This is a genomic window from Paraburkholderia sp. WS6, assembly GCF_030464835.1.
Classification (GTDB): Bacteria; Pseudomonadota; Gammaproteobacteria; order Burkholderiales; family Burkholderiaceae; genus Paraburkholderia; species Paraburkholderia madseniana.
The window spans coordinates 391,347-414,774 of sequence record NZ_JALQCK010000002.1; the positions used below are offsets into that span (position 1 = coordinate 391,347).

The window sequence follows — 23,428 nt, forward strand, 5'->3', positions numbered from 1 at the left end:
AACTCCTTATTTCGCGGTCCGAAGCTCGGCGCTTTGCGCGTCGGGACGCATGGAGCCATACTCCGCCTCGGAAATTTCCTCTAGCGTCTTTCCGGTCGTCGAGACGCCCAGGAAAATCACAGCGAGAGCGCCGATCAGCAGGATGACAGTGGTCATGCCGAACACGCCGGCGAAACCCCACAACGGATAAACGTAGCCGACCAGCATCGGCGAACAGATTGCGCCGATACGGCCGAACGCTGACGCCGTGCCCATTCCCGTCGCGCGCAGATGCGTCGGGAACACTTCAGGCGTATAGGCGTACTCGCCTGCGTTGACGCCGTTCATCGCAAATGACATGAAGATTGAAGCAAGGACGATCGTTGTATCGCTGCCCGCATTGGCCAGCCAGATACCTGCAAGGCAGGCCAATCCCATGTAAGTAACGATCGTCGTCTTGCGGCCCAGTTTCTCGCAAAAGTATGCCGACGAGTAGTAGCCCGGAATCTGCGCGAGGTAGATAAAGATTGAGACAGAAAAACTCTTCGTGATGGTCATGCCATGCTGCACGAGCAAGCCGGGGATCCAGACGAAGAATGCGTACGAGCAGAACGTCACCGACAGCCACAGACACCAGGTCATCAGCGTCGTCCTGGCGAGCGGCGGTTTCCACAGCAGCTTCAGGTTTCCGAAGAAGGAGCCCGAGTGCTCATAGCTGGCCGCTGCGCCTGCCACAGGCACGACGGGAGATAGCGTTACGCCTGTACGCTCGACCTGCCGCTCAATATCGGCCACGACGGCTTCGGCTTCCGCATGACGACCGCGAGTCTCCAGCCACCGCGGGGACTCGTGCAGCGAACGCCGCCACCAGAGCAGCACAACGACAGGTACGGAGACGATCACCAGCGCGATGCGCCAACCTTCCGGGTTCAGCGGGATCACAAAGTAGCCGATCAACGCCGCCGCTACAAAACCAAACGAGAAGAAGCCGGCCAGTGCGCCGGTAAAGGCGCCCCGATAGCGGTTACTGACGAACTCCACCAGGAACGGCGCAATGATCGCGCCCTCAGCGCCCATCCCGATACCTGCTATTGCGCGCAACAGAGCAAACGTGTGCCAGTCGTTCACAAACGCGTTGGCAAACGTAAGCACGCAGAAGAAGGTCAGCGCCCACATCATGACGACGCGGCGGCCAAAGCGATCGCCCAGCAGGCCGGCGAATAGTGCGCCGACGAGAAAGCCAACGTAGGTGCTGCTGCCAAGCAGCCCGGTTTCGAAGCTAGTCAGATGCCATTTGGTACGAACGACGGGCAGGATAAACGCGATGATGGCTGCATCGATGGCCTCGAACATGAAGCCCAGACCGCCCATGAGGAGCAGCTTGAAGTGAAAGCGGCTGAACGGAAGGCGTTCGAGCCGGGCTGCAATCGGTGACATGTCATTGCTCCCAAAATGAGGGATCGACCGATCCAGAATGTTCCGGATCGAAGTGTGGTCACAATATCCTGTATCCAAAATCCAGAGTCAAGGCCGGGTAAACCTTTGCGTGCGCTTGTGTCCGCCCGGGACGCGGCAGCCGGAATCAGGACTCGGAAGTCTTAAAACGTATGGCGAATGCCCGCGCGGACGGCGACCTGGCTATTCGTGGACGACGGCGTCAGGAAGGACAACGCAGCAACAGCAGACTTGCCCGTCGAATCGATGCCTGTCGCCCGCTCCCAGGAGGTCGTCGCGTAGAGCAATGTCCGCTTCGACAAGCTGAATTGGGTTCCCACGTTGAGCTGCAGATATTTCGCCGACTCGGCCTTCGTATAGTCGTACGAGGCACCCAGCAGAACTGCCGGCGTGACGTTGTACGTTGCCAGCGCTTCGTAGTTATTGAAGGTGGCCGTCCCCGAAAATGGCGTCGACGAAGTCCGCACCACGTCTTCGAAGCGCGTATTCGTGTAGGTGAAACCCAGCAGCGCCGCGCCGAGACGGTAGTTAATGCCAGCGCCTGCAACCTGCAGGGTCCGGGCTGACGTGTACCCGCTGTAAGTCGGATTGGTGATGGGGTTCACAAACGTGCCACCGGCCACAGGGTTTGCCGTCGCATCGTAGATGGACGTCGCGGGACTATTGATTCGCGAAAATACAGCGCTCGCGCTGAGCGCGTTGTTCGAGTAACTGAGGCTGATTGATTCCTTCTTGCCGTTGGAAAAGTCACCCGCCACACCCCCCAGACTGAAAAGCCCCGACAGTTTGAACCCGGCGTACGTGGGCGAGATGTACTTGATGGAATTGCTCAGTGAGTAGTTGCCCCAAACGTTATCGACGTCTGCTGCGTGCGTGGCCAGAATTCCATTGAACCGGCCAGACGCTGAAAGACCAATCAGCGAATCGAGCACCAGGTCGTACTGGCGTCCCATCAGCACGGTACCGAAGGGCGACCCGAGGCCAACGTAGGCTTGACGGCCGAACAGACGCCCGCCGTTATTCATCTTTCCGGTATTGATATCGACGCCGCTTTCCAGACGGGCCACCGTACAGTATCCACCACCGAGATCCTCGTTGATCAGAAACCCCCATTTGGTGCTGCCTAATGCGCCATTGGAGGCCTGAACGTTGTAATGGCCACCCTGATTGTTTGTATAGGTGATCCCATCGTCCAGCGCGCCGTACAACGTGACGGAACTCTGCGCATGACACACGACCGCGGTGGACATGATCGCCGCCGCCATACCCGCCTTCTTCATCTTGATCTCCTTTTTAGTAAGTAATGCTACGAATGGAAAACGAGATCTCCTGTCGAATCCCCCGGGATCAGACATGTCTGCGCGGCCCGTGAAAGTTTCCGCCACGACCCTTATTCGTCGACAATATCCTGGATCCAATATAATCGGTCAAGCAGTTCCCGCAGCATTTCTAGTTATGTTGGGGGGCTCGGGCGTGCGCCTATGGCGGGAACTGCCAAAATATGCTGTATGCGACCACAAGAGCGCGGTTAGTTTCGGATCAACGCCTTGACGTCCGCGTAGAGCTGGGCGCTGACCTCGACGCCATTTGCTTCGCTTCGAACCCTTGCCTCAAATCGCCGTTGCGACGGCAGCCGCGCACCCTGCCCCGCAATCGCATCGAACATGGCTTCTGCGTACTGGTCACCCTGCGCGCGCTTTCCAGCGGCGAATATGTCAGGATTGAAGGCGAGCACAAGTTCGCCATGGCAAGGCGTGGCACCCACACCTTCGTCGAATTTCTGCGATTCGAGGCTGGTCAGATCCCCGAGCAGAGGGCCAGCAAGCAGTTCGACCATCGCCGACAGGGCAGAGCCTTTATGGCCACCGAATGTGAGCATTGCGCCTCGCATCGCCGCAGCCGGGTCCGTCGTCGGCTGCCCCGCCTCGTCGACGGCCCAGCCAAGGGGGATTTCCTTTCCTGTTCTTCTGTGCAACTCGATATCGCCACGGGCGATCCCGCTTGTCGCAAAATCGAAAACGAATGGAAACCTGCCCGGCCGTGGCCACGCAAAGGCAATCGGATTGGTCCCGAACACCGGCTTGGTGCCACCCGCCGGTGCAACCCAGCTATGACTAGGGGTCATCGCTACAGCGGCGAGTCCCTCGCTCGCAATAGCCTCCACCTCGGGCCAGAGAGCCGAAAAGTGGAAGCAGTTGTTGATCGAGAGTGCCGCGATGCCAACGTTCCGAGCCTTTTCAACAAGGACCTTGCTGCCCAATTCGAAGGCTAGCTGTGAGTATCCGAATCCGGCGTCGACTCGAACAATCGCGGGCGAGAGCTCACTGAGCTGAGGTCTCGCGTCGCCCACGAGCTTGCCTTCCCGAAGAGACCTGACGCAAACAAGCAGACGGTAAATTCCGTGCGAGTGGCACTCGTCCCGTTGACCTGCCGTAATCACCCGCGCGATCGCGCGAGCATGATCTTCGGCCATGCCATTGGACGTGAGCACGCGCATGGACAACGCGTTCACTTCTTCGAGAGACAAGCGGACTTTTTCCATATGCAACCCTTTATTGGATACAATATTCAGATGCCGAGGATAATCGTTGTGGCTATCGTCGTCAAACAAAGACACTTTGCGAGCGTCCAAGGACCATCATATGAATTCAGTATGGATCGTCGACGGAACCTACCTGGCGGCCGCCCTGAGCGAAGGCGCATCCATCGAGATGATCGCGAACATGGAGCGGGAACTGGTCGCGGCGCAAAGCGCCCCCATGAAACACTCGTTATATTTCGATCTGTCTCGCGACGTCGATCAGGATCTGGCGGGCCCATTGTTCAGTTGTCTGCGATCGAACAGATTGCGAACTCCGTTTGATGTGCGTCTGGTTCCTCTGCCAGTGGCAGCAAACGAGGCGGCCTGCTGCGACGCTCGCAGGCTGCTCGCAGTCGAAACGGCGGTCGAAGCCATACGGTTCGCCGCGGAAAGTGATTGTGATCGTCTTGTCTTGACTGCTGCCGACGCGGCCTTGGAGCCGGCAATTTCGGCTGTCCGGCTCCGGTATTCGAAAGAACTCTGGCTCTACATTGCGCACAGCGAACGCGCAGCGATACTGGAATCATTCGCGGACAGAGTGATATGGCTCGACAGTTGAAACCGCCGCTACACCACCTTATGCGTACAGAAAGGCTCTCGGCTTTGAACAGCAAGCCGCAACGCATCGACAGCCATACCCTCCCATCGTCGACGAGATCGCGGCACTTTCCGCACGCGCTCAAGGGCTGAATGTTGTGCCGCTTGCGCCAGAAATCGCGATTCCAGTAGTCGCGAGCGTGGCCATTAACGGCGAGCGGTCAGCGCTGGTCGAACAGTTCATGCAGGTGTGCGGGAGTACGTTTCGCACATTCGGATGAACCAGCCAACGCCAAGCCATGCTTGACTCATTTCGTTGTCCGACTTTCCGCTTGAGCGACCAGCGCCAACAAGACTTCAGGGAAATCGGAAGAAACGCCAGCACAAATATCGTGAGCATTTTCTCCGACTACGTCGATCTTGTAGGTGATGCGATTGCCCCCGCCAGGTAGCGGTTCGATTTCATGCACCACGCGAACCACAATGTCGCCAAGCATCGTTTCGTCTGCGAACAGGTGCTGCGCATCGACTTCGACGAGTTGCGACTTAATCACCGTCAACAGGAGAAGTCGGCGCATCCTGCCGGATCAGCTCCCGGCGCTTCAACTCGGCCCAGAACGCCGGCGGAATTTCAGCCCGGAAGGTTTGCAGGTTGTCTTCCAGTTGTGCAACCGTACGCACGCCGGGAATGTTGGTCGAGATCGCGGGATGGGCGAGAACGAATTGCAGCGCCGCCGCTTTGAGCGGCACCGAGTATTCCTGACATACCTGCTCGATCTTGCGCACGCGTTCAAGAATGGGCTCCCGCGCGAGCGAATAGTTGTATTTCGCGCCTGGCACCGCACCCGTCGCGAGAATGCCGCTGTTGTAGCCGCCACCGAGAATGACCGACACCTGCTGCTCTTCGCACAGCGGCAGGAAACCGTCCAGCGCGTCCTGCTCGAGCAGCGTGTAGCGACCGGCCAGCAGCAGGCAATCGAAATCCTGCCGGCGAATGGCTTCGTGTGCGACCTGCCATTCGTTGACGCCGAGCCCCACCGCTTTCACGACCCCTTCGTCACGGAGTTTCAGCAGTGCTTTCGCCGCACCAGCCATCGCCGCGTCGAACATCTCGGGCTGACGCTCGCCGTGCGTAAAGACGTCGATGTCGTGAATCAGCGCGATATCGATGTGCTCCAGCGCCAGACGCTGCAGACTGTCTTCGATCGAACGCATCGTGCCGTCATAGCTGTAGTCGAAAACGGGTTCGAAAGGCAACCCGTCAACCCATGGCTCAAAGTTGATCTCGGCGCGTTTGCGCGGCTTCAGCAGACGCCCAACCTTGGTGGACAGCACAAACTGGTCGCGCGGATACCAGCGCAGCCCCTGACCACAGCGCGCCTCGCTCAACCCGTGCCCGTACATCGGCGCGGTGTCGAAGTAGCGCACGCCCGCGTCCCACGCTGCCTTGATCAAGGCAGCCGAATCCTCTTCACTGATCGGCCTGAAGATGTTGCCGATCGGCGCGGCGCCGAAACCCATCACGCTTGTCTCGAGCCCTGAACGCGGCCATTTACGCTTTGCTACCGGATTCATTTTTATCTCCTTTGTCGATGGGAGTGAAGCCATTCGTTCCAGACTGATTGACACGCAACGCCCGTCTACTTGATCTTCGCTGCAGCCGCAAGCTTGCGCACCCCCTCTTTCGGGTCCTCGTTCGAGTTCATGAAATTCGTGACGACGTCGGTAATCGCGCCAGCAGTAACCGGCGACTGAAGATTGCCGAAGGCCAACGAAGGCAGGAACGCGCCAGATTTAATCGTGGCCTGCTCGTCGGCGAATGATTTCCTGGCGCAGCTATCGAACTTGTCCATGGGAACGTCCAGCCGAACAGGAATTGAACCCTTGTAGAGACTGAACTGCTGCTGGAAATCGACGGACATGATCGTCTTGGCAAGCGCAAGCTGCCCGGGCGACGCCTGCTTCTTACCGTTCTGCTGAAAGAACGCGAACGAATCCACGGTGTACGTGTAGGCATTCGACGTCCCCGGCGCGGCCGCGCAAATATAGTCGGCGTCTGGCTTCTTGTTCGCATTGGCGAATTCGCCCTTCGCCCAGTCGCCCATGAACTGCATGCCGCCCGAGCCGGAAATGACCATTGCCGTCGCGAGATTCCAGTCACGGCCGTGGTAGCCCTTATCGAAGTAACTCCGGATCTTCTGGACGACCTCGAACACCTGCACCATCTGCGGCGAAGTCAGCGTTTTCTGGTCAAGGTCAACAAGGGCTTTCCGGTAGAAATCCGGACCTTGGGAAAGCACGACCGTCTCCCAGATGGTCATGTCTTGCCAGGGCTGGCCACCATGCGCAACAGGCGTGATGCCCGCTGCGCGAAATTTGTCGGCGAGCGCGAAGAATTCCGGCCACGTCGTGGGCGCCGTGCCCCCGACTTTTTCGAGGTCGGCCTTGTTGATCCACAACCAGTTGATTCGGTGTACCGAGAAGGGCGCAGCCACATAGTGACCGCCTGCCTTCATGGAGCTATCTATCTGCGACGGCGAATGCGCTTTCCAATCGGTAGCGGACTGATCGACATTGACCAACATGTCCTGATCGGCCCAATCCTGAATCAGAGGGCCCTTGATCTGCGCGGCCGATGGTGCGTTGCCCGAGATGACCTGGGTCTTCAGCGCCGTCATGGCCGCCGCGCCCGCGCCTCCCGCTATGGCGAAGTCCTTCCACTCGTAGCCCTGTTTGGTCATATCGTCCTTCAGCACCCGGATCGCTTTCGATTCGCCACCAGAGGTCCACCAGTGCAGTACCGAAAGCTGTTCGGCGGCCAAACCAGCATGAGTTCCAGCCATGAGCAGCGTAATACCCGTCGCAACCGACGTGAGTGATCGTTTCATTGCAGTCTCCGAAGTTTTCGTTATTTGATCGAGCGACGCGTTCGAGGCCAGGTCGAACGCGCATGCGTGCCCGTTTTCATACGTGTCAAACGTCTTTACCGATCTACAGGTCAAACCCAAGTTGCGCCTTGCCGAGCGGTGTCAGATCGTCGGCCGTGGCGCGTCCGCTGAAATCCACTTCGAAATGGTCAGCAGGAAAATCGGGCGGGCTTTCACCCTTGAGGAAGCTCGGCAACTGGCGCTTCAGATAAGCGTCGTTTTTGGCGCACGCGGGCGCCGAGGCGATGTACATCACGTTGCTGTAGCCCGCCCCCTTGTGCTCGTCTTCGACCGCATGGATGACATCGCTGTGCCAGAATACGGTGTCACCCGCTTCCATTTTGGGAATCGATGACAGTGCCTCGAACAATGGCGCATGAAATTCCGGCTTGATCGACAGCGCCCGTCCGGGCATTGCACCGCACAGGTCGTCCTCTGCGACATCGTCCTGAAGCGCGCGCAGCAGGATGTACACCATCGAATTGGCGATGGGCACGAGTTGCAGCGTGCCGTCGCCCGGGCCTTGCGGCGTCAAGGCAGTCCAGCCCTGGAACGTACGAAACATCGAACATACGGCCGGCGACGCGATCTCCTGCACGTCAGGTCGGAAAGCCGCGTCGAACGCGTCGTAGTCACGCCAGTTCCCGGCAAACACGTGGCGGTACACCTTCCGAAAATTGCTTTCGATCCAGCGCTCGACCGACCCGCCGTCGCAATGCGCCGACAGGCCAAGCGACGCAGAGCCTGGCGGCCGGCGACGCAGACGATCGGCATAGACAGGCACGCGCTCCGGATCGAAGTGCACCTGGCCGCCGCTCTCATTGCGCCACAGCCGGTTCAGGAACACACGTGCCTCGGTCAGCGACGCCGACTGACGGGCCAGCACTTGCGGCTTCGACCAGTACACCCCATAGATCTGCGGTTTGCTGGACGCGAGCTGGCCAAAGTATTTGTCTTCAGCGCGGTTTTCCAGGTGCTTGTCGAGATTATTGCGCTCGACATAGTTGGCAATATCCTCGTCCCAGCTCTGCACCAGCGCACGGGGGAAGACATTACGGATCACGCATGCGCCACGCGCCTTGACGACCGCGATCTGGTCCGCAGCGACGCGTTGTTCGGTGATGTCGGAAAACTGAATCTCGGGGATGACGTCTTCTCCACGATCCCGCTGGCTGGCAATTCGCCTCGCCTCGGTGCTGATCGCCTCTTCGACTTCGGCAAAGACCTGCCGGTAGTTCGGCAACGCCGCGCGCAGCTCCTTTTTCGCTTGCCGGATTGCGCTCGGCAAATCGTCGATTTTCAACGCCATGACTGTCTCCGTAGGGATTTGATATGCCCCGAGGATATGACGCGCATGCGTGGCTTGGTGATACTATTCAGGCAATCTTTTTGCGTATTCGGCCATGAAACCAGCCTATGAGCATGTCGACTTCGGTGGGGACTGTTCGGTGCGGGTTTACCATCGGCGGCTCCCGCGCATTCCGTTCGAGTGGCATCACCATCCGGAGTACGAGTTAACGCTGACGATGAACAGTCATGGCAAGCGCTACATCGGCGACTCTGTCAACGAATACGAGGCTGAGGATCTGGTCCTCGTGCCGCCGGATCTTCCGCACACCTGGGCGTCGAATCGTTCAATCGATCCATCCTCGCCACAGGTCGCCATCGTCATCTGGTTCGACGGCGATTGGGCGCGGCGTATGGCGGATTGTTGCCCCGAATATGAACCGCTGCGCAAGCTGTTACGCAGGGCCGCGTGTGGGCTGGCCTTCGAGCCACCCGCTGGCAAATGGATGCGCGAGCGCCTGGAACCATTGTTATCGAGCGTGGCGCGCGACCGCCTTGGCGCCGCCCTCGACATTATGTGCACGCTTGCCGACGCGCCGGGCCAGCCGCTCGCCTCGCCGAGTGCTTTCAACGAGGCGACCACCGGCCCGTCTGGCCACGAGCCCGAACGGATCAACCGGGTCCTTTCGATGATTGACGCACGCTTTGCCGAACCGTTGCGACTGTCAGAGCTCTGCGCGGCCGCCAGCCTGTCGGAACGCTCGCTCACGCGTTATTTTGTTCAGCATATTGGTGAGAGCGTCGGCCGGTATATCACCCGGGTTCGTATTGGTCACGCGTGCCGAATGCTGGTTGACACCTCCCTGCCGGTTGCCGTCATCGCTGCTCGTTCGGGCTTCGCGAACGTCGCCAATTTCAATCGACAGTTCAAGGCCGCAAAGCAAACGACGCCGGCCGAGTATCGACGGCAGTTCGCGGCTGCGGGTTCTCCGGATAAGGACGCAGCGGCTCGCTTGACCGAACGGTCTCCGTCACTTCAAAAGAAACGGAAATTAGCCGGTGGGCGAAACGACGAAGAGATTGCTGGCCAGTACCGCGCCTGATCCCGGCAGATAGCAATCTGCGCCCCGTTTCCGCCCTTCGATGTCGTTCGGCGAGCAACATCGCGAACGTTACCCCGCACCGAACATAGTGTTAATTTTTATCAAAAAACACACTGTCTGGGGAAACTCCGTCAACGACATCGCAGTATTTCCCGTTTAGGAAGGATCGGCGAATCACCCGCCGTGCATCGTCACTGCGGCGACAGGCCAAGTGCATTCATGGAATTCTATTTTGGAGTACGGTATGAAATATCCTCTCTTGGCAACGTTGGTCGCGAGCTTGGGAATTGGCCTATCCGGCGTGGCCAATGCCGTCAACGTAGACGTCAATATCGGCATGCCTGCCCCTGTAGTGGTCGCCCAGGCACCGGTTGTCATTGGCTGGTATGGGGACAGATATTACGACGGTCATCGCTACTGGGAGCGCCAGGAATGGGAGGAACATCACCACCACCATGGTGATCACGACCACTGCCCTCCGGGACACGCTAAAAAGGGCGAGTGCTAACTGCATCGCATCGCAACTGAACTGCTGACGTCGCGCGAACGGCTGCAGCAGTTGTCCGCACATCTGGCTGAACAAACCACCCAGATCGTGCGCAATGTGGCCAGTCACCTTCGGCCGGTCGCACTGAATTTCGGCCTCGCCTCCGCGCTGGAATGGCTCGCGGGGGATTTCATCCGCCACACTCACATTCCTTGTCACTTCAATGTCACGGGCAGCCGGGCGCTCCTCGGCTGCTATCGCAGGATATTTGCTCGCCCTATCAAAACATCGTATGCGATTAAATCTTTTGCGATTGACATCCATCGACCCTTCCTCCATCATGCAACGCATGCGATTACATCGCATGCGATTTAAAGCAGCCTGACACCCTTATCCACAAAGGAATCCATCATGACCAAGATCGACCAAGTCCTCCACTCTGGCAACAGCCACGCCACGATCAATCGGGACCCCAATGTCCAGCGCGGTGAGCTCGGCGTCCTCGACCTCAAACTGTCAGCGCCCGATGGTGAAAGCCGCGAGTTCGTCGCCACCGAGCTGCACCCGAGAGCAGAACAGTTGTTTTCGGGCGCTTGGTCGGCCTGTTACATCAGCGCGTTCGAGATTGCGGCCTCGCTGAAGAAGGTCACGCTGCCGTCCGACTATTCCGTGGACATCCAGGTCAGCATTGGGTCGGTCGGTGCCGGTCATTGCCTCGGCGCCCAGTTCACCATCCGCGCGCCGGGTCTGGCGACGGAAGTCGTCGAGACAATCGCGCACCTGGCCCATCAGATCTGCCCGTACTCGAAGGCTGTACACGGCAACATCGAGGTCGGCCTGAATGTCGTCACCGCGTGATCGGATCAGGCATACGCACCTCGCTAATCTTCGCCCATTATTAATCGCATGCGATTATATCGTATACACTTTAAATACGCTTAACACCCCTTACTCACGAAGGAATGCATCATGGAAAAGATCGAAAAAGTCCTCGCCTCAGGCAACAGCCACGCCACGGTCAATCGCGACCCCAATCTCCAGCGCGGCGAGTTTGGCGTCTTCGACCTCAAGCTGACAGCGCCTGGCCTTGAAAACCTCGAGTTCATCGCCACCGAGCCGCATCCGAGAGCCGAACAGTTGTTTGCGGGTGCATGGTCGGCCTGTTACACCACCGTGTTCGGGATTGCGGCCCAGTTGAAGAAGGTCACGCTACCGCCCGACTATTCCGTGGACATCCAGATAAACATTGGGCAGACCGGTGCCGCGTGGTTCCTCGGCGCAGAGTTCACCATTCGCGTGCCGGGTCTGGAAACGGAAGTCGTCGAGGCGATCGCGCGCCTCGCCCATCAGATCTGCCCGTACTCGAAGTCCGTGCACGGCAACATCGAGATCGGCATGAACATCGTCACGGCGTAATCCGCCCAGGCACGTGCATCTCGTTGACGCACGTGCCTTTCACTGAACATCTTTTTTAGGGAATTCCCATCATGAAGACCAAGCTCATCATTGCACTGCTCATCGCCTTTTCGGCGTCCGCCGCCGCACCCGCGTTCGCCAGCGGCTATGGACCGGCCCCGTTCTACAAGCCCTCGGTTGGCGCACCGGCGTCGCAAAGCGGTCAGAGCGTGCGAACCGTCGCCGTCGAACGCGACGACGTCACAGGCTCGCAAGAGGCATATGGCGGTGTAGTCGCCGGACTCTCCCAAGCGGGCAGCCATGTCGCCGTGACGCCGCGCGGCAACCTGTTCGCACATCACTAGATCGTGCATTCCTCTGTCGCTGGGTCGTCGCGCATCGTCGTTGCTCCTGCGCGGCGGCCACAGCGGCAGGGAGGGCGCCGCCGCAAGACCTCTACGATGCGAAAGAGCTGGACCCGGTGAAATTGACCACCGGTTGCACGCTATACGGCAGCGGTCCAACTTTCACTACATTGCGATATAATCGCATGCGATATATGTGACTTCGTACGTCTTGTGAAACATCAGGCTCTACTAGCCAAAGAGGATACAGATGAAATCCACAGATCAACTGGCACCCGCAAATCCCATGCTCTCCGACTATCTGTGCTTTGCGATCTACTCCGCGAACCTGGCGTTCGGCAAGGCATACAAGCCGATACTCGAGGAGCTTGGGCTCACTTACACGCAATACATCACGATCATTGCGCTGTGGGAGACAGACAATCAGACCGTCAGCGGACTGGGCGAGAAGCTGTTTCTCGAATCCAACACGCTTACGCCGATCCTGAAGAAGCTTGAGGTGATGGGTTATCTGGAAAGGCAGCGCGATCCCGAAGACGAGCGTCAGGTGCGGATCTGTCTGACGAAAAGCGGACGACGCTTGCGCGAAAAAGCCCTGAAGATGGATCTCGTCGAGGCAACGGGCCTTGCGCCCGACGAGTTCGAAAAGATGCAGAAGGCAATCGTGGCGTTGCGGAACAATCTTATCAAGTCAGTCCAGGACGGCGAATGAGCGCTTGGCGGTCGTAATGCCGCTATCCTATTCGGGCCTACACGCATCGTAGGCCCGGGGGCGATAGTGTCAGTCTCGCGCAATCACAGCCATTTCAAAGCCGACTGCCCGAGAACGAGTAGTTCGTCGAACTGGGTTATCAGTTCAAAACACAAAACAAACAACAACGCATAAGAGGGCCCGGGAAATCTGTGCATCCATCGCAGGATCGGCACTGCAAAACGCGTTCTAACGGCGTCCCGAGTCAGTATCCAGGTGATGGTCATTCCGATCGCCGCCCCCGCGAGTATGTCGGTCGGATAGTGCCAGCCGAGATAAATGCGCGGCAGGCATATGACGATCGCGGTGTACAAAAGTGCGAACACGCCGACGCCGCGCCAGACGAGAAAAATCCCAGTCGCGACCGCCATCCACAGCATCGCGTGGTCACTCGGAAAGGAACTCCACGTTGGCAGCACGGCCACTCCCGGACCACCTGATGGAAAATGCAAGTGCAGCTCTGGGTTATAGATAGGCCGTATCCGGAATGGCAAAAAATGGCCAAAAAGCCTGAAAATTGTGAGCGCAAGAAGGCAGCTCGCGATCGTTGCGACGACCATTTCACGCTCCCATCCACCACGCTGACTGGGCTTGAACCATATCCACCACAATAAGGGTATGAGCACGAACCCCTTGAATGTGTATAGGCCCGCGATGACTCTTATCGCGTGGTTCAAGATGGTGGAACTCAAAGCAACGTGCGTCAGGAAAGTTTGGATTGCTGTGTCGAAAACGTCCATTCGGCAACTTCTCCCGATCTTTACTTATAAGAAAATGTTTAATTAGCGGAAGCCGGCGTGGACTTCTTGGAAATCTGGAACGCGTTAAGTGTGCCACCCAATACGAAAGAGATGAAACTTCACAAAATAAAGGGCCCGGGACAATCGTAGAGGGCCGGCTAAGGATCGGCTTCATCGCGCAGTGGGCGCATTGCGCCGCGTGGCGCGGCCACCAGCTTTGCGAACGTCAGACTTTAAGCGCTCGGCAAAGCACAACCCGCAAATCCGCTTATTGCTCGACAACGCCGAGCAGCGCCTGCTTGCCTCCAACGTATTTGTAGAGCGAAATCACGCCGTGCTTCAGATCGCCCTTCGCATCGAATTGCGTTTCTCCGAGCACCCCCTGATGATCGGTCGCAGGCATTGCAGCAAGGATTTTTGCAGGCTCGGTTGATTGCGCGCGCTTCATCGCATCAATGATGACACCCACCGCGTCGTACGCAAACGGTGAGTTCAGAACCGGCGCGTAACCGAAGCGCTTCTTGTAGCGCTCGACGAACGCCGGCCCACCGCTCATCTTCAGCAGCGGCGCGCCGGCGATCGAGCAAATTACGTTGTCGGCCGCATCGCCCGCGAGTTTCGCGAGATCGTCGGCACACAAGCCGTCGCCGGCCAGCACTTTCATCGTCATACCCAACTGCTTCGCCTGTTTCGCGAACGGACCGCCCGTGCCATCGAGACCGCCATACATGATCGCGTCCGGCTTTTCGCCCTTGATCTTGGTGAGAATCGCGCGGAAATCGACGGCCTTGTCAGTACTCGCGTCATGCGAGAGCACCGTAATGCCGTTGGCTTTCGCCTGCTTTTCGAATTCGACAGCAAGACCCTGGCCGTATGCGGTCGAGTCGTCGACGATGGCGACTGTTTTGACTTTCAGCGTTTTCGCTGCATAGTCGGCGAGCGTCGGCCCTTGCTGGGCATCGGTCGCGACCACGCGATACGCGGTCTTGAAGCCTTGCTGCGTATAGGCCGGATTCGTCGCGGACGGTGACACCTGCGCGATGCCTGCGTCGCTGTAGATCTTCGATGCCGGAATCGTCGAGCCGGACTGCATGTGGCCGACCACCGCGACGACCTTGTCGTCCACCAACTTCTGTGCGACCTGGGTGGCCTGACGCGGGTCGCCCGCATCGTCCTGCGCATCGAAGACCAGCGTCACCTTCTTTCCGCCGATCACGAGGCCCGTCTGGTTGATCTCCTCGATCGCGAGCCGGGCGCCGTTCTCGGTGTCCTTGCCAAGATACGAGGCCGGCCCCGTCACGGGTGCGGCCTCGCCGATCTTCACCACCTCGTCGGCACGGGCGACGCCCACTGCAGCGGCCGCCGATGCTCCCAGAATGCAGACGGTCGCCATACCGCGACCCAAGACTGTGCTTGTGCTCATGCTTCACCCGAAAAGAAGTTGTAATGGTCGGAACGGACGGTAACGGCCGCCCGCAGATCGGAAACACGCGGCCTGTGGACGGTGTGCCTGCCTTCGCCGGATCGTTCGCACCCCACAGTGCGGCGTCGTTCGTTGGCGGGTTTGAATTTATGCAGCCACAATGCGCCGGGATTGCATTGATCTGCCGGAAAATAGAAGAATTGCGGCAGGGCCGCCTCGGACTGATTCGCCGGGCGTCGCCGTATAATCTGGGCGATCCGCCCTCGAGTTCGCGCATGACGACTGCCGACAATTCCAGTCAGGTAACCCAGACTGCTCACCAACTGGTCGAACAACTGGACGCGCTACCGCGCACGCTTCAGGCGCGCCCAAGCCGTTCGGGCGCGGAACTGAGCGTCGGCATCCTGTTGTGGCCGCGCTTTCCAATGCTTTCGCTGGGCGGTCTGTGTGATGCGCTGCGTCACGCAGCGGACCGCGGCGATCAGAGCCGTCAGCTACGCTGCCTGTGGACCATCGTCGGCGCCGAGGGCGAATCGGTCGAAGCGAGCTGCGGCATTCCGGTGCAGGCGCAGTCCTCGTTTCCAGACGTCACGCAATTCGACTATCTCGTCGTGATCGGCGGCCTGCTTCCCCATCTCGATCAAGTCGACCGGCGCTACTGGGACTATCTGAAACAGGCTGCCGACGCGGGCGTTCCGCTCATCGGCATGTGCACTGGCAGCTTCGTTCTGGCGCGCGCGGGCTTGATGGAAGACCATGTTGCCTGCGTGCACAGCTTTCACCTCGACGATTACCGGCGTATGTTCCCCGCGCTGCGCGTCGTGACCCACGCCGATTACCTGATCGACGGCACGCGCATTACCTGCGCGGGCGGCATTTCCGTGGTGGAGATGGCCGCGCGCCTGATCAGCCTGCACTGCGGACCGGACCGTGCGTCAAAAGTGATCCATCAGATGACGGTTAGCCGCCAGGGCGGCTCGTCGTTCGTCGAGCGGCGCGCGGCGCTCGGCTACCTGTCGGTGGAGGATGCAACCGTGCGCCACGCGGTGCTGCTGATGGAAGAGAACCTCGAAGCGCCGTTGAACATCGTGGTCATCGCGAAGATGATCGGCACCAGTGTGCGCAATCTCGAGCGCGCGTTTGCGACCGAGATGAACACATCGCCAAACGAGTTTTACCGGCGGATGCGACTACGCTACGCACGCTGGATGCTGGTCAATACAACACGCAAGATCACCGATATCGCCTACGAATGCGGCTTCGCGGACTCCGCGCATTTCATCCGCGTGTTTCGCGAGGCGTATGGCGTAACGCCCGGCAAGCTGCGCGCATCGCGAGGCGCGGCCGCCGCCTGATCCATCCCGCCGCCCTTCTACCCGCAAGCCTGTCGCGATTCTTCTACTTTCCGGCAGATCAATGCAATTCGGCGCATCGATAGCGCCGTACAGTTCGGTCAATGGGCTGACGACGCACCCGCGGCACACGGCCTCCCTGCAAACACACGAACAAGCGAGTGCAGCCGTATGCAGATATTGATCCTCGGTGCGGGCGTCATTGGCTTGTCGAGTGCGTATTACCTGAGCCGCGCCGGCCACGACGTAACGGTCGCGGACCGGCATCCGGAAGTAGCGAGCGAGACCAGTTCAGGCAACGGCGGCCAGCTATCGTATAGCTATGTCGCGCCGCTCGCCGGCCCCGGTGTCGTCTCGAAGCTGCCGCGCTGGCTCACGCGCGGGGATTCACCGGTGCGCTTCCGCCCGAAGCTGAGCACCGAACAGTGGCGCTGGTGCTTCGAATTCCTGTCGGCATGCACGCGCGAACGAAGCGAATTCACGACACGCAAACTGCTGTCGCTGTCGTTCCTGAGCCGGACGCTGATCCATGAACTGATCGCCGCCGAACCGGCGCTCGACTTCGACTTCGTCCGGTCGGGCAAGCTCGTGCTGCATCGTGACGCGAGCGAGATGCAGAGCGCGGTCAAGCTGCTTGAATTCCAGCGCACGCTCGGCTGCGAACAAAAGGCGCTGAGCGCCGACGCGTGCGTCGAACTCGAACCGACGCTCGCGCATCTGCGGCCCTTTCTCGCGGGCGGCATCCATACGCCGAGCGAAGACACGGCCGATTGCGAACGCTTCTGCAAGAGCCTCGAAGCGTTGCTGCGCGCTCGCGGCGTGCAGTTCCTGATGAACACATCGATCGATTGCCTGAGGCATAAAGTAAGCGGTGGCATCGAAGCCTGGAGCAACGGTGCGCCGCTCGCGGCAGACCATGTCGTCGTCGCGTTAGGCTCGGCTGCAGCACGGCTACTGAAGCCGATCGGCATCCGTGTGCCGATCTATCCGCTCAAAGGCTACAGCCTGACGTTCGATCTGCAACCACAGACGGCCGCGCCCCATGTGAGCATTACCGACTTTAGCCGCAAAGTGGTTTATGCCCGGCTCGGCGAGCGGCTGCGCGTTGCGGGCATTGCTGATATCGAAGGCTATTCGCTCGAACCCGATCCCACACGTCTCGCGACGCTGCGGGCGGAGGCGGCCGCAATGTACCCCGACGTCGCCAGATCTTCCGCGGGTAGTGAATGGATCGGGTTGCGTCCGGCGACGCCGCGCGGCACGCCGATCGTCGGACCGACGCGCTACCGCAATCTGTGGCTCAACGTCGGGCACGGCGCGCTCGGTTTCACACTGGCTACGGGTTCGGCGGCGCTGCTGGCGCAGTGGCTCGCCAGCAGCGACGGCCGGGAACTGCGCAGCACATTTGCCCTTTCGCATTGACACTGCAAAGCGATGCACTGCGTGACGCCGCTCCCCCTCCAGAACATCATCGACCTCGCATGACAGAAAAGGCCAACATCATCGTTATCGGTACAGGCGGCACCATTGCCGGCCAAGGCAAAGCCGCCATCAACACGTCCGCCTACCTGTGCTCTGTGCTCGGCATCGATGAGATCCTCCGCACGATTCCACATGCGTGCGCGCTGGCGAATTTGCGCGCGGAGCAGTTGCTGCAAACCGGCTCCGAGAATTTCAACAACGAGCATCTGCTTGCAATCGGCAGGCGCGTTTCCAGATTGCTCGCACAGGATGACGTTGATGGCGTTGTGATCACGCACGGTACCGATACGATCGAGGAAACCGCGTACTTTCTGCATCTCACGCTCAAGAGCGCAAAGCCCGTAGTCGTAGTCGGCTCGATGCGGCCGCCGTCGGCAATGAGTTCCGACGCGGCGTTGAATCTTTACGATGCAATTGCGGTGGCTGCGCATCCATCCTCGCGCGGCATCGGCACACTGGTCGTTGCTAACGACGAGATCCACACTGCCCGGGACGTCGTAAAGAGCAACAGCGTCAAGCTCGAGGCGTTCCGTTCGCCGTACGGCGCGCTTGGCCATGTGATCGAAGGCCAGCCGCGCTACTATCGTCGCCCATGGCGTGCCCATACGCTCGACACGCCGTGGTCGATCGATACGCTCGGGGCATTGCCCAAAGTAGACATCGTCTATGCATACGGCGCGCTCGCCCCCGACGCAGTGAACGCAATCGCCTCGCGCGCGCGAGGGCTAATCTATGTGGGCACCGGCAACGGCAACGTCGCCGAGCATCTCATCGAGCCGCTGCGCGACGCTGCCCGACGCGGGGTTCATGTGGTGCGCGCATCGCGTACCGGCAACGGAATCGTGTTACGTAATGGCGCACAGCCCGACGACGAATACGGCTGGCTCACCGTCGAAGATCAGATCCCCCCAAAAGCCCGCATCCTTCTGACCCTGGCGCTCACACAAGCCAACGACATGCAAGCGTTGCAAGTCGCCTTCGAGCGCTACTGAAGCGCGCCCTCCTCCTAAGGAAATCGTTCCCGCGGGCGCTGTCGGCATATTTTCGAATCGACGTCAACGAAGTAGCACGTTGAAAGGACGGCAATTTCCGAACGAAAACTTTCCGCGCCTTACCGATGGCCGAGATGAGACGGGAATCCACCCCTTACCAGGCATTTGGAAGTGTTGTCATCGCTTACTCTAAATGCTCAACTCGTAAGGAGGTCAAACATCATGAGCATACAAAGTGTAAGTGGTTCACAAACCAGCACGAGCCTGCTTTCTGTCGGCGCCACTCGCCGCTCGGCCGGCGGCGGCTGCGAATCGGGGTCGTCCTCGTCGTCTTCGTCGACCAGTTCGACGGACTCGAATCCGCTGCTGTCGGCACTCGAGGCGGCGTTGTCGGCGCTTGGAATTGGCAGCACGTCGTCGACCGCGGCTACGTCAGGTACGTCGAGCACGACTGCTTCTTCAAGCTCGTCCACCACCGCAGCCTCGTCCACCTCCTCCACTAGCGACTCGTCGTCAACGAACTCGATTTCCGGAGCGCTGCAGGCCTTTCTCGGGGCGCTGTTTCAGGCGCTAGGATCGCTTCAGCAAACGGGCAATAGTGATAGCTCCACGTCTGATAGCACAAGCAGCTCGACGAACTCGATCGCGACTTCTCCCTATGGGGATATTGGCGGGGCGCTGAATGCGCTCGCCCAGGAACTCGGGTCCGGCAGCACGACGAGTTCAGGTACCGCGTCCAGTACCTCGGATGCAAGCAGCGATTCTTCTTCGTCTTCTTCGCAGCCGTCGACACTGCAGACGGATTTTCAGTCTCTGTTGAGCTCACTTGGCGATAGCAACTCGGGCACCTCGTTGCAGTCGTTTGTGCAGACATTCGCGGATAATCTCAAGGGACATCCGCATATGCAAACGGTTGGGAGCCTGGTGTCGACTACGGCTTAAGGTAACGAAAGTACGGGCGGTCTTTTGTCCTTCCTGATGACACGATCAGGAAGGACGAACGCCGGAGCGTCGTTTAATGAACGCTTTCGTTTCCGGTGCGAGGATGGATCCCGGACTAGCGACATGAAGTAATATTCCCACGGCAGCAAAGCATCGTTTTAACAATGGATGCTTCGCTGCGTTCGACGTTCTCTGGTTGTGAATATGAACTACGTGTCGAAGCAAAGGAGAAATGTAAATGGAGGCAGCGGCTATTGGGTGGCGCCAGTCATGAGTTCGCCGATTCCGCCCATCGTGCCGGCGCAAACCGCGCTCGTCGTCATGCATTATCAGACCGACATTCTCGGGCTCTTTCCATCGGTCGCGCCGGCCTTGCTCGCCAATACGCGCAAGCTATGCGACGCAGCGCGGGCCAAAGGCGTCAGCGTCTATTTCGCCAACCTCCGGTTCAGTCCGGGCTATCCGGAAGTCAGCCCATTGAACAAGAATGGGCAGGGAATCAGGCAACTTGGCCTCTTCGTCGACGATCGGCCCTCGCCGGAGTTAGGCCAGCAGGCGAGTGAACCGGTCATCATCGCGCATCGCGCCAGCGTGTTCTTCGGCACCGATCTGCAGGCACGACTTTTCGCACAAGGTGTCGATTCGCTGATTATGGTCGGCATTGCGTCGACGGGTGTCGTGTTGTCGTCGGTGGCATATGCGAGCGACGCGGACTTCCGCCTGTACACGGTCAAGGATTGCTGTTACGACCCGGATCACGTGGTGCATGAACATCTGTTCTCCACCGCGTTCGATTCGCGCACCACGGTGCTGTCGCTCGCGGATGCCTTGCTGCTGCTCGCCTAGACGTTCGACGGCCGCGCCGGCTTCATCCGTGCTCGATGCCAAGCAGCCGCGCGTCCAGCCGACGCGCCAGCGCCGCGCCGCCTTCGCGCATCACTGCATCGTGATTCCATTGGAAAACCGGGCGCAACAACGGCGCCAATGCATTCATCCATGCGCGAGTCGTACGCACGCACCAGTCGTAGCGGACCACGGTAAGGTTGCGTCCGTCGGTTGAAAAGCTCCACCGGCCGGCGCCTTCGACGTCGCCACTGGCCTCCCCCTCCAGCGCGACCAACGGGTCGACGCGCGTCACCCGCATATCGAACACGAGGCGATAGGGCAGCCGGCCTTTCCACGTATAGCGTTGTACGACGCCCACGCCCTGATCGGAACCGGCCTCTAGCTGGTCCACGCGCTCAACGTTATTCCACCACTCGGGCCAGCGCGCCGAATCATGGATTGCCGCCCAAACTTCCTGCACTGGCGCATCGATGCGCCAGATGGTGGAAAAGCGGTATTCGGCCGTCCGCAAGTTACCTCCGTTCTTGGCATTCTTCTGGAGATTTTGTCAGATGCTCACTGCGCTTGCCATCACCGGCGAAACGGCACCGCGTTACCCCACCTCGATATCTCATCGAGCCGTCCGCAACAAACCGCAGGACAGCCGAAGGCAGCCGGTCAGTACACACGAGCCGACGGCCGATCGGTGGAACCATCACGAACGCTATTGAAGACGCGGCAGGCGCACAGCGAACGCGGTTTCTGCCTCGTCGGACCGCGCCTCGATCTCGCCGCCATGGGCCTTGGCAATCTCGCGCGCGATATACAGTCCGAGCCCCAGGTTGCCGTCGGCGTTATATGAGTCTTCATGATGCAGGCCACGCTGGAGCGGGTCGAAGATCCGATGCAGCGTCGTTTCATCGATGACAGGTCCCTGGTTCCTCACCTCGAAACGTACGTTCTGCTCTTCGCCGATCACGACCACTCGCACAGGCGCGTCCGGCGCGCCGTATTTGATTGCATTCAACACCAGATTGCCGAGCAACTGCTGCAGACGGCGACCGTCCCAAACACCCCGACAGTCCCCTTCCACCGCCATATCGATCTGACGGTCCGGGTGCGCTGCCCGCAACTGGTCGAGTTCGTCGGCAAGCAGTTTCTCCAGGTCGGCATCAGTCGGCGCGATATTGATCCCTAAACCCAGCCGGGTTCGATTGAAATCAAGCATGTCGTTCAGAAGCGCCTGCATGCGAGCGCCGCTTCTGATCAAACGGGATGCCGCTACGGATACCTGCTCTCCAGCGTTCAGTGCCGCCAGATATTGGGCCGTCATCAGGATGGTCTGGAGCGGGCTGCGCATATCGTGCCCAAGCATGCCAAGCAAAAGATTGCGAGCCTGATCGACTTGCGCGCTGAAATACCCGACCGATTCGGCAAGCGCCTGATCGATGGCCTCGTTGAACCGGATGACATCATCCGGATGTGGCGCTTCGGGCTGGCATTCGTCCATCCACAGGCGCAGGACGCTGGCGCGCAAGGCGCGGTACTCAGCAGCCAACTGGTTGATGTCGAACCCGCCTCGCGCCCGCAGAAGGGCGTGCGTCTGCGCACCGGTCTCTGGCGCCCCGATCAGTATGGGAGCCCGCCCCATCGACTTTTCGGCTTGCGCTTCCCGGGTCTGGGCCGTCGACAGATCCTTCGCGACGGCTTGCAGAATCTGTTGCGCGTGGTCTCGCAGCGCGAGCGATTTCATGTCCACGGCTGCCGGCAACAGAGTAGCGGCGAACGTCTCCCATTGCACCAGAATCGTTTCCATGTCGCGCAGGATGAAGTCAGCCAATCGCATGTTTGCCCTCAAAGAAGCAGAAAAAGACAGTATGGCGCATCCGCTGAACTTATATTACGCACAAGTAGCTGCTTTGATTCTATCCGGTCCCTAAATTGCGTGACATAGGGGGCAACCTATAGGCGGACGAGGAAGCCCTCAAGCGCCCGATTGAACGCGGCATTGTCCTCGACATGAGGTATGTGCCCAATTCCCGGCAACACGTTCATGCGTGCGTCAGGCAACAGTCGTGACAGGCGTAATCCGTCGCTAAGGGGCGTTACGCCATCGGTCGTCCCCCAGATCACCTCGACCGGCATGCTCAGTGACGCGTAGTCCGACGAGCGACTGCTTCTGCTGAGCCCTGGATCATTGACGAATGCATCCAGCCAGTAGCCATACGCCTGCGTTGTTCCAACCACAGAAAGCGGCCGCCGATAGACGGCAATCCGGTCAGCCGTCAGCGCGTCATGACGCGAGGTGAATTTCCGCAGAAACCATCCGGTGAGCCACGGATTGGTCGCCGTTGCGGCGATCACAGGCCGCGCCACGGCCGGTAGCTCAATCAGGCTGCCGAGCAACCCGCGTTCTGCAGGCGGCGGATCGATAGAGAGCGCAACGTCCACCAATACCGCCGCTTTAAATCGGCTGGGTTCGGCCATCAATGCTTCGACCGTGGCTCGCCCGCCGAACGAATGGCCAACGAGAATCACCCGCGAAAGCTTCAGCGTGTCGAGCATCCCGAGAATGCGCAAGGCCTGGTGGCCTGTGTCGTACGTGTTGTCCGCAGGCCGGCTGGAGTACCCAAAAGGCGGCAAATCCACCGCGATGCAGTGGTAGCCGGCTTCAGCGAGATAATCCATGGTCGGAAGCCATGTCGAGCTCCAGGCGCCCACACCTGAAATGAAAACAATCGGCTGTCCACTAGAGGGTGTTAGGCACTTTTGTTAAGGGCTGCAAAGTGGACAAGCATAAGCACG

25 protein-coding genes are annotated in these 23,428 nt (G+C 59.5%); 13 read left to right on the forward strand and 12 right to left on the reverse strand.

From position 1 onward, the window contains the following. Positions 1-6: 6 nt before the first annotated feature. From M0D64_RS04275 to M0D64_RS04285, 3 genes are all read right to left on the reverse strand, one after another. A complete protein-coding gene (locus tag M0D64_RS04275) occupies positions 7-1,416 on the reverse strand; it encodes an MFS transporter (RefSeq protein WP_266256739.1) in 1,410 nt (469 codons plus the stop codon). Positions 1,417-1,577: 161 nt separating this feature from the next. After that, the gene (locus tag M0D64_RS04280; RefSeq protein WP_266256741.1) at positions 1,578-2,714 is read right to left on the reverse strand and encodes a porin; all 1,137 of its coding nucleotides are present in this window, start codon (positions 2,712-2,714) and stop codon (positions 1,578-1,580) included. A 248-nt stretch (positions 2,715-2,962) separates the two neighbouring features. Then, a complete protein-coding gene (locus tag M0D64_RS04285) occupies positions 2,963-3,976 on the reverse strand; it encodes an Ldh family oxidoreductase (RefSeq protein ID WP_266256777.1) in 1,014 nt (337 codons plus the stop codon). A gap of 46 nt (positions 3,977-4,022) precedes the next feature. Here M0D64_RS04285 and M0D64_RS04290 point away from each other — a divergent pair, with 46 nt between their 5' ends. Continuing rightward, on the forward strand, positions 4,023-4,574 hold the full coding sequence (locus tag M0D64_RS04290; RefSeq protein WP_266256742.1) for an NYN domain-containing protein: 552 nt from the start codon (positions 4,023-4,025) through the stop codon (positions 4,572-4,574). A gap of 286 nt (positions 4,575-4,860) precedes the next feature. On the opposite strand, the gene M0D64_RS04295 is transcribed toward M0D64_RS04290, so the two are convergent. The 4 genes from M0D64_RS04295 to M0D64_RS04310 form a co-directional block, all read right to left on the reverse strand. Next, the gene (locus M0D64_RS04295; RefSeq protein ID WP_266256743.1) at positions 4,861-5,112 is read right to left on the reverse strand and encodes a hypothetical protein; all 252 of its coding nucleotides are present in this window, start codon (positions 5,110-5,112) and stop codon (positions 4,861-4,863) included. Then, positions 5,099-6,127, reverse strand: coding sequence for an aldo/keto reductase (locus M0D64_RS04300; protein WP_266256744.1), 1,029 nt, complete (start codon positions 6,125-6,127; stop codon positions 5,099-5,101). Before M0D64_RS04300 ends, M0D64_RS04295 begins: the two co-directional genes overlap by 14 nt. Positions 6,128-6,192: 65 nt before the next feature. Continuing rightward, on the reverse strand, positions 6,193-7,395 hold the full coding sequence (locus M0D64_RS04305; RefSeq protein ID WP_266256778.1) for an ABC transporter substrate-binding protein: 1,203 nt from the start codon (positions 7,393-7,395) through the stop codon (positions 6,193-6,195). 148 nt (positions 7,396-7,543) lie between these two features. Further along, the gene (locus M0D64_RS04310) at positions 7,544-8,788 is read right to left on the reverse strand and encodes a DUF1479 domain-containing protein (protein ID WP_266256746.1); all 1,245 of its coding nucleotides are present in this window, start codon (positions 8,786-8,788) and stop codon (positions 7,544-7,546) included. A gap of 94 nt (positions 8,789-8,882) precedes the next feature. Between M0D64_RS04310 and M0D64_RS04315 the strand changes: the two genes are divergently transcribed. The 7 genes from M0D64_RS04315 to M0D64_RS04345 all read left to right on the forward strand — a co-directional run bounded on the left by M0D64_RS04315 (position 8,883) and on the right by M0D64_RS04345 (position 12,828). Continuing rightward, entirely contained in the window at positions 8,883-9,869 is a 987-nt protein-coding gene (locus M0D64_RS04315; protein WP_266256747.1) for a helix-turn-helix domain-containing protein, read from the forward strand. Between the two features lie 244 nt (positions 9,870-10,113). Beyond that, on the forward strand, positions 10,114-10,377 hold the full coding sequence (locus tag M0D64_RS04320; RefSeq protein WP_233468824.1) for a hypothetical protein: 264 nt from the start codon (positions 10,114-10,116) through the stop codon (positions 10,375-10,377). A gap of 51 nt (positions 10,378-10,428) precedes the next feature. Next, positions 10,429-10,731 (forward strand): hypothetical protein, encoded by a 303-nt coding sequence (locus tag M0D64_RS44840; RefSeq protein WP_308101755.1) that lies wholly within the window; start codon positions 10,429-10,431, stop codon positions 10,729-10,731. Between the two features lie 36 nt (positions 10,732-10,767). Continuing rightward, complete coding sequence (locus M0D64_RS04330) at positions 10,768-11,214, forward strand: Ohr family peroxiredoxin (RefSeq protein WP_154560225.1); 447 nt, start codon at positions 10,768-10,770, stop codon at positions 11,212-11,214. A gap of 111 nt (positions 11,215-11,325) precedes the next feature. Then, positions 11,326-11,772 (forward strand): OsmC family protein, encoded by a 447-nt coding sequence (locus M0D64_RS04335; RefSeq protein WP_266256748.1) that lies wholly within the window; start codon positions 11,326-11,328, stop codon positions 11,770-11,772. 71 nt (positions 11,773-11,843) lie between these two features. Then, positions 11,844-12,116 (forward strand): hypothetical protein, encoded by a 273-nt coding sequence (locus tag M0D64_RS04340; protein WP_266256749.1) that lies wholly within the window; start codon positions 11,844-11,846, stop codon positions 12,114-12,116. A 250-nt stretch (positions 12,117-12,366) separates the two neighbouring features. Continuing rightward, positions 12,367-12,828: a MarR family winged helix-turn-helix transcriptional regulator gene (locus M0D64_RS04345; protein WP_266256750.1), complete on the forward strand. Its 462-nt coding sequence runs from the start codon at positions 12,367-12,369 to the stop codon at positions 12,826-12,828. A gap of 83 nt (positions 12,829-12,911) precedes the next feature. Here M0D64_RS04345 and M0D64_RS04350 read toward each other — a convergent pair whose 3' ends face one another. Continuing rightward, positions 12,912-13,607, reverse strand: a complete 696-nt coding sequence (locus tag M0D64_RS04350) for a phosphatase PAP2 family protein (RefSeq protein WP_266256751.1) — start codon at positions 13,605-13,607, stop codon at positions 12,912-12,914. A 268-nt stretch (positions 13,608-13,875) separates the two neighbouring features. After that, a complete protein-coding gene (locus M0D64_RS04355; RefSeq protein ID WP_171926532.1) occupies positions 13,876-15,000 on the reverse strand; it encodes a branched-chain amino acid ABC transporter substrate-binding protein in 1,125 nt (374 codons plus the stop codon). Between the two features lie 305 nt (positions 15,001-15,305). Between M0D64_RS04355 and M0D64_RS04360 the strand changes: the two genes are divergently transcribed. From M0D64_RS04360 to M0D64_RS04380, 5 genes are all read left to right on the forward strand, one after another. Beyond that, positions 15,306-16,385, forward strand: a complete 1,080-nt coding sequence (locus M0D64_RS04360) for a GlxA family transcriptional regulator (RefSeq protein ID WP_266256752.1) — start codon at positions 15,306-15,308, stop codon at positions 16,383-16,385. A gap of 168 nt (positions 16,386-16,553) precedes the next feature. Next, on the forward strand, positions 16,554-17,804 hold the full coding sequence (locus tag M0D64_RS04365) for a D-amino acid dehydrogenase (RefSeq protein ID WP_266256753.1): 1,251 nt from the start codon (positions 16,554-16,556) through the stop codon (positions 17,802-17,804). A gap of 59 nt (positions 17,805-17,863) precedes the next feature. Next, complete coding sequence (locus M0D64_RS04370; protein ID WP_266256754.1) at positions 17,864-18,856, forward strand: asparaginase; 993 nt, start codon at positions 17,864-17,866, stop codon at positions 18,854-18,856. A gap of 222 nt (positions 18,857-19,078) precedes the next feature. Next, positions 19,079-19,798 carry a hypothetical protein gene (locus tag M0D64_RS04375; protein WP_266256755.1) on the forward strand — a complete coding sequence of 240 codons (720 nt, stop codon included), beginning with the start codon at positions 19,079-19,081 and terminating at the stop codon, positions 19,796-19,798. Positions 19,799-20,068: 270 nt separating this feature from the next. Continuing rightward, complete coding sequence (locus M0D64_RS04380) at positions 20,069-20,644, forward strand: isochorismatase family cysteine hydrolase (protein ID WP_266256756.1); 576 nt, start codon at positions 20,069-20,071, stop codon at positions 20,642-20,644. A 22-nt stretch (positions 20,645-20,666) separates the two neighbouring features. Here the strand turns inward: M0D64_RS04380 and M0D64_RS04385 are convergent, their stop codons facing one another. The 3 genes from M0D64_RS04385 to M0D64_RS04395 form a co-directional block, all read right to left on the reverse strand. Next, entirely contained in the window at positions 20,667-21,155 is a 489-nt protein-coding gene (locus M0D64_RS04385; RefSeq protein ID WP_266256757.1) for an SRPBCC family protein, read from the reverse strand. Between the two features lie 192 nt (positions 21,156-21,347). Continuing rightward, positions 21,348-22,469 (reverse strand): sensor histidine kinase, encoded by a 1,122-nt coding sequence (locus M0D64_RS04390; protein ID WP_266256758.1) that lies wholly within the window; start codon positions 22,467-22,469, stop codon positions 21,348-21,350. A gap of 116 nt (positions 22,470-22,585) precedes the next feature. Then, a complete protein-coding gene (locus tag M0D64_RS04395) occupies positions 22,586-23,362 on the reverse strand; it encodes an alpha/beta hydrolase (RefSeq protein ID WP_308101765.1) in 777 nt (258 codons plus the stop codon). Positions 23,363-23,428: the final 66 nt, after the last annotated feature.

Coding starts and splice junctions, on each gene's coding strand:
- M0D64_RS04350 (WP_266256751.1), bottom strand. CDS start 13,607: ATGGACGTTTTCGACACAGCAATCCAAACTTTCCTGACGCACGTTGCT.
- M0D64_RS04390 (WP_266256758.1), bottom strand. CDS start 22,469: ATGCGATTGGCTGACTTCATCCTGCGCGACATGGAAACGATTCTGGTG.
- M0D64_RS04335 (WP_266256748.1), top strand. CDS start 11,326: ATGGAAAAGATCGAAAAAGTCCTCGCCTCAGGCAACAGCCACGCCACG.
- M0D64_RS04345 (WP_266256750.1), top strand. CDS start 12,367: ATGAAATCCACAGATCAACTGGCACCCGCAAATCCCATGCTCTCCGAC.
- M0D64_RS04340 (WP_266256749.1), top strand. CDS start 11,844: ATGAAGACCAAGCTCATCATTGCACTGCTCATCGCCTTTTCGGCGTCC.
- M0D64_RS04280 (WP_266256741.1), bottom strand. CDS start 2,714: ATGAAGAAGGCGGGTATGGCGGCGGCGATCATGTCCACCGCGGTCGTG.
- M0D64_RS04305 (WP_266256778.1), bottom strand. CDS start 7,395: ATGGCTGGAACTCATGCTGGTTTGGCCGCCGAACAGCTTTCGGTACTG.
- M0D64_RS04310 (WP_266256746.1), bottom strand. CDS start 8,788: ATGGCGTTGAAAATCGACGATTTGCCGAGCGCAATCCGGCAAGCGAAA.
- M0D64_RS04330 (WP_154560225.1), top strand. CDS start 10,768: ATGACCAAGATCGACCAAGTCCTCCACTCTGGCAACAGCCACGCCACG.
- M0D64_RS04285 (WP_266256777.1), bottom strand. CDS start 3,976: ATGGAAAAAGTCCGCTTGTCTCTCGAAGAAGTGAACGCGTTGTCCATG.
- M0D64_RS04365 (WP_266256753.1), top strand. CDS start 16,554: ATGCAGATATTGATCCTCGGTGCGGGCGTCATTGGCTTGTCGAGTGCG.
- M0D64_RS04375 (WP_266256755.1), top strand. CDS start 19,079: ATGAGCATACAAAGTGTAAGTGGTTCACAAACCAGCACGAGCCTGCTT.
- M0D64_RS04320 (WP_233468824.1), top strand. CDS start 10,114: ATGAAATATCCTCTCTTGGCAACGTTGGTCGCGAGCTTGGGAATTGGC.
- M0D64_RS04360 (WP_266256752.1), top strand. CDS start 15,306: ATGACGACTGCCGACAATTCCAGTCAGGTAACCCAGACTGCTCACCAA.
- M0D64_RS04315 (WP_266256747.1), top strand. CDS start 8,883: ATGAAACCAGCCTATGAGCATGTCGACTTCGGTGGGGACTGTTCGGTG.
- M0D64_RS04300 (WP_266256744.1), bottom strand. CDS start 6,127: ATGAATCCGGTAGCAAAGCGTAAATGGCCGCGTTCAGGGCTCGAGACA.
- M0D64_RS04275 (WP_266256739.1), bottom strand. CDS start 1,416: ATGTCACCGATTGCAGCCCGGCTCGAACGCCTTCCGTTCAGCCGCTTT.
- M0D64_RS04370 (WP_266256754.1), top strand. CDS start 17,864: ATGACAGAAAAGGCCAACATCATCGTTATCGGTACAGGCGGCACCATT.
- M0D64_RS04380 (WP_266256756.1), top strand. CDS start 20,069: ATGAGTTCGCCGATTCCGCCCATCGTGCCGGCGCAAACCGCGCTCGTC.
- M0D64_RS04355 (WP_171926532.1), bottom strand. CDS start 15,000: ATGGCGACCGTCTGCATTCTGGGAGCATCGGCGGCCGCTGCAGTGGGC.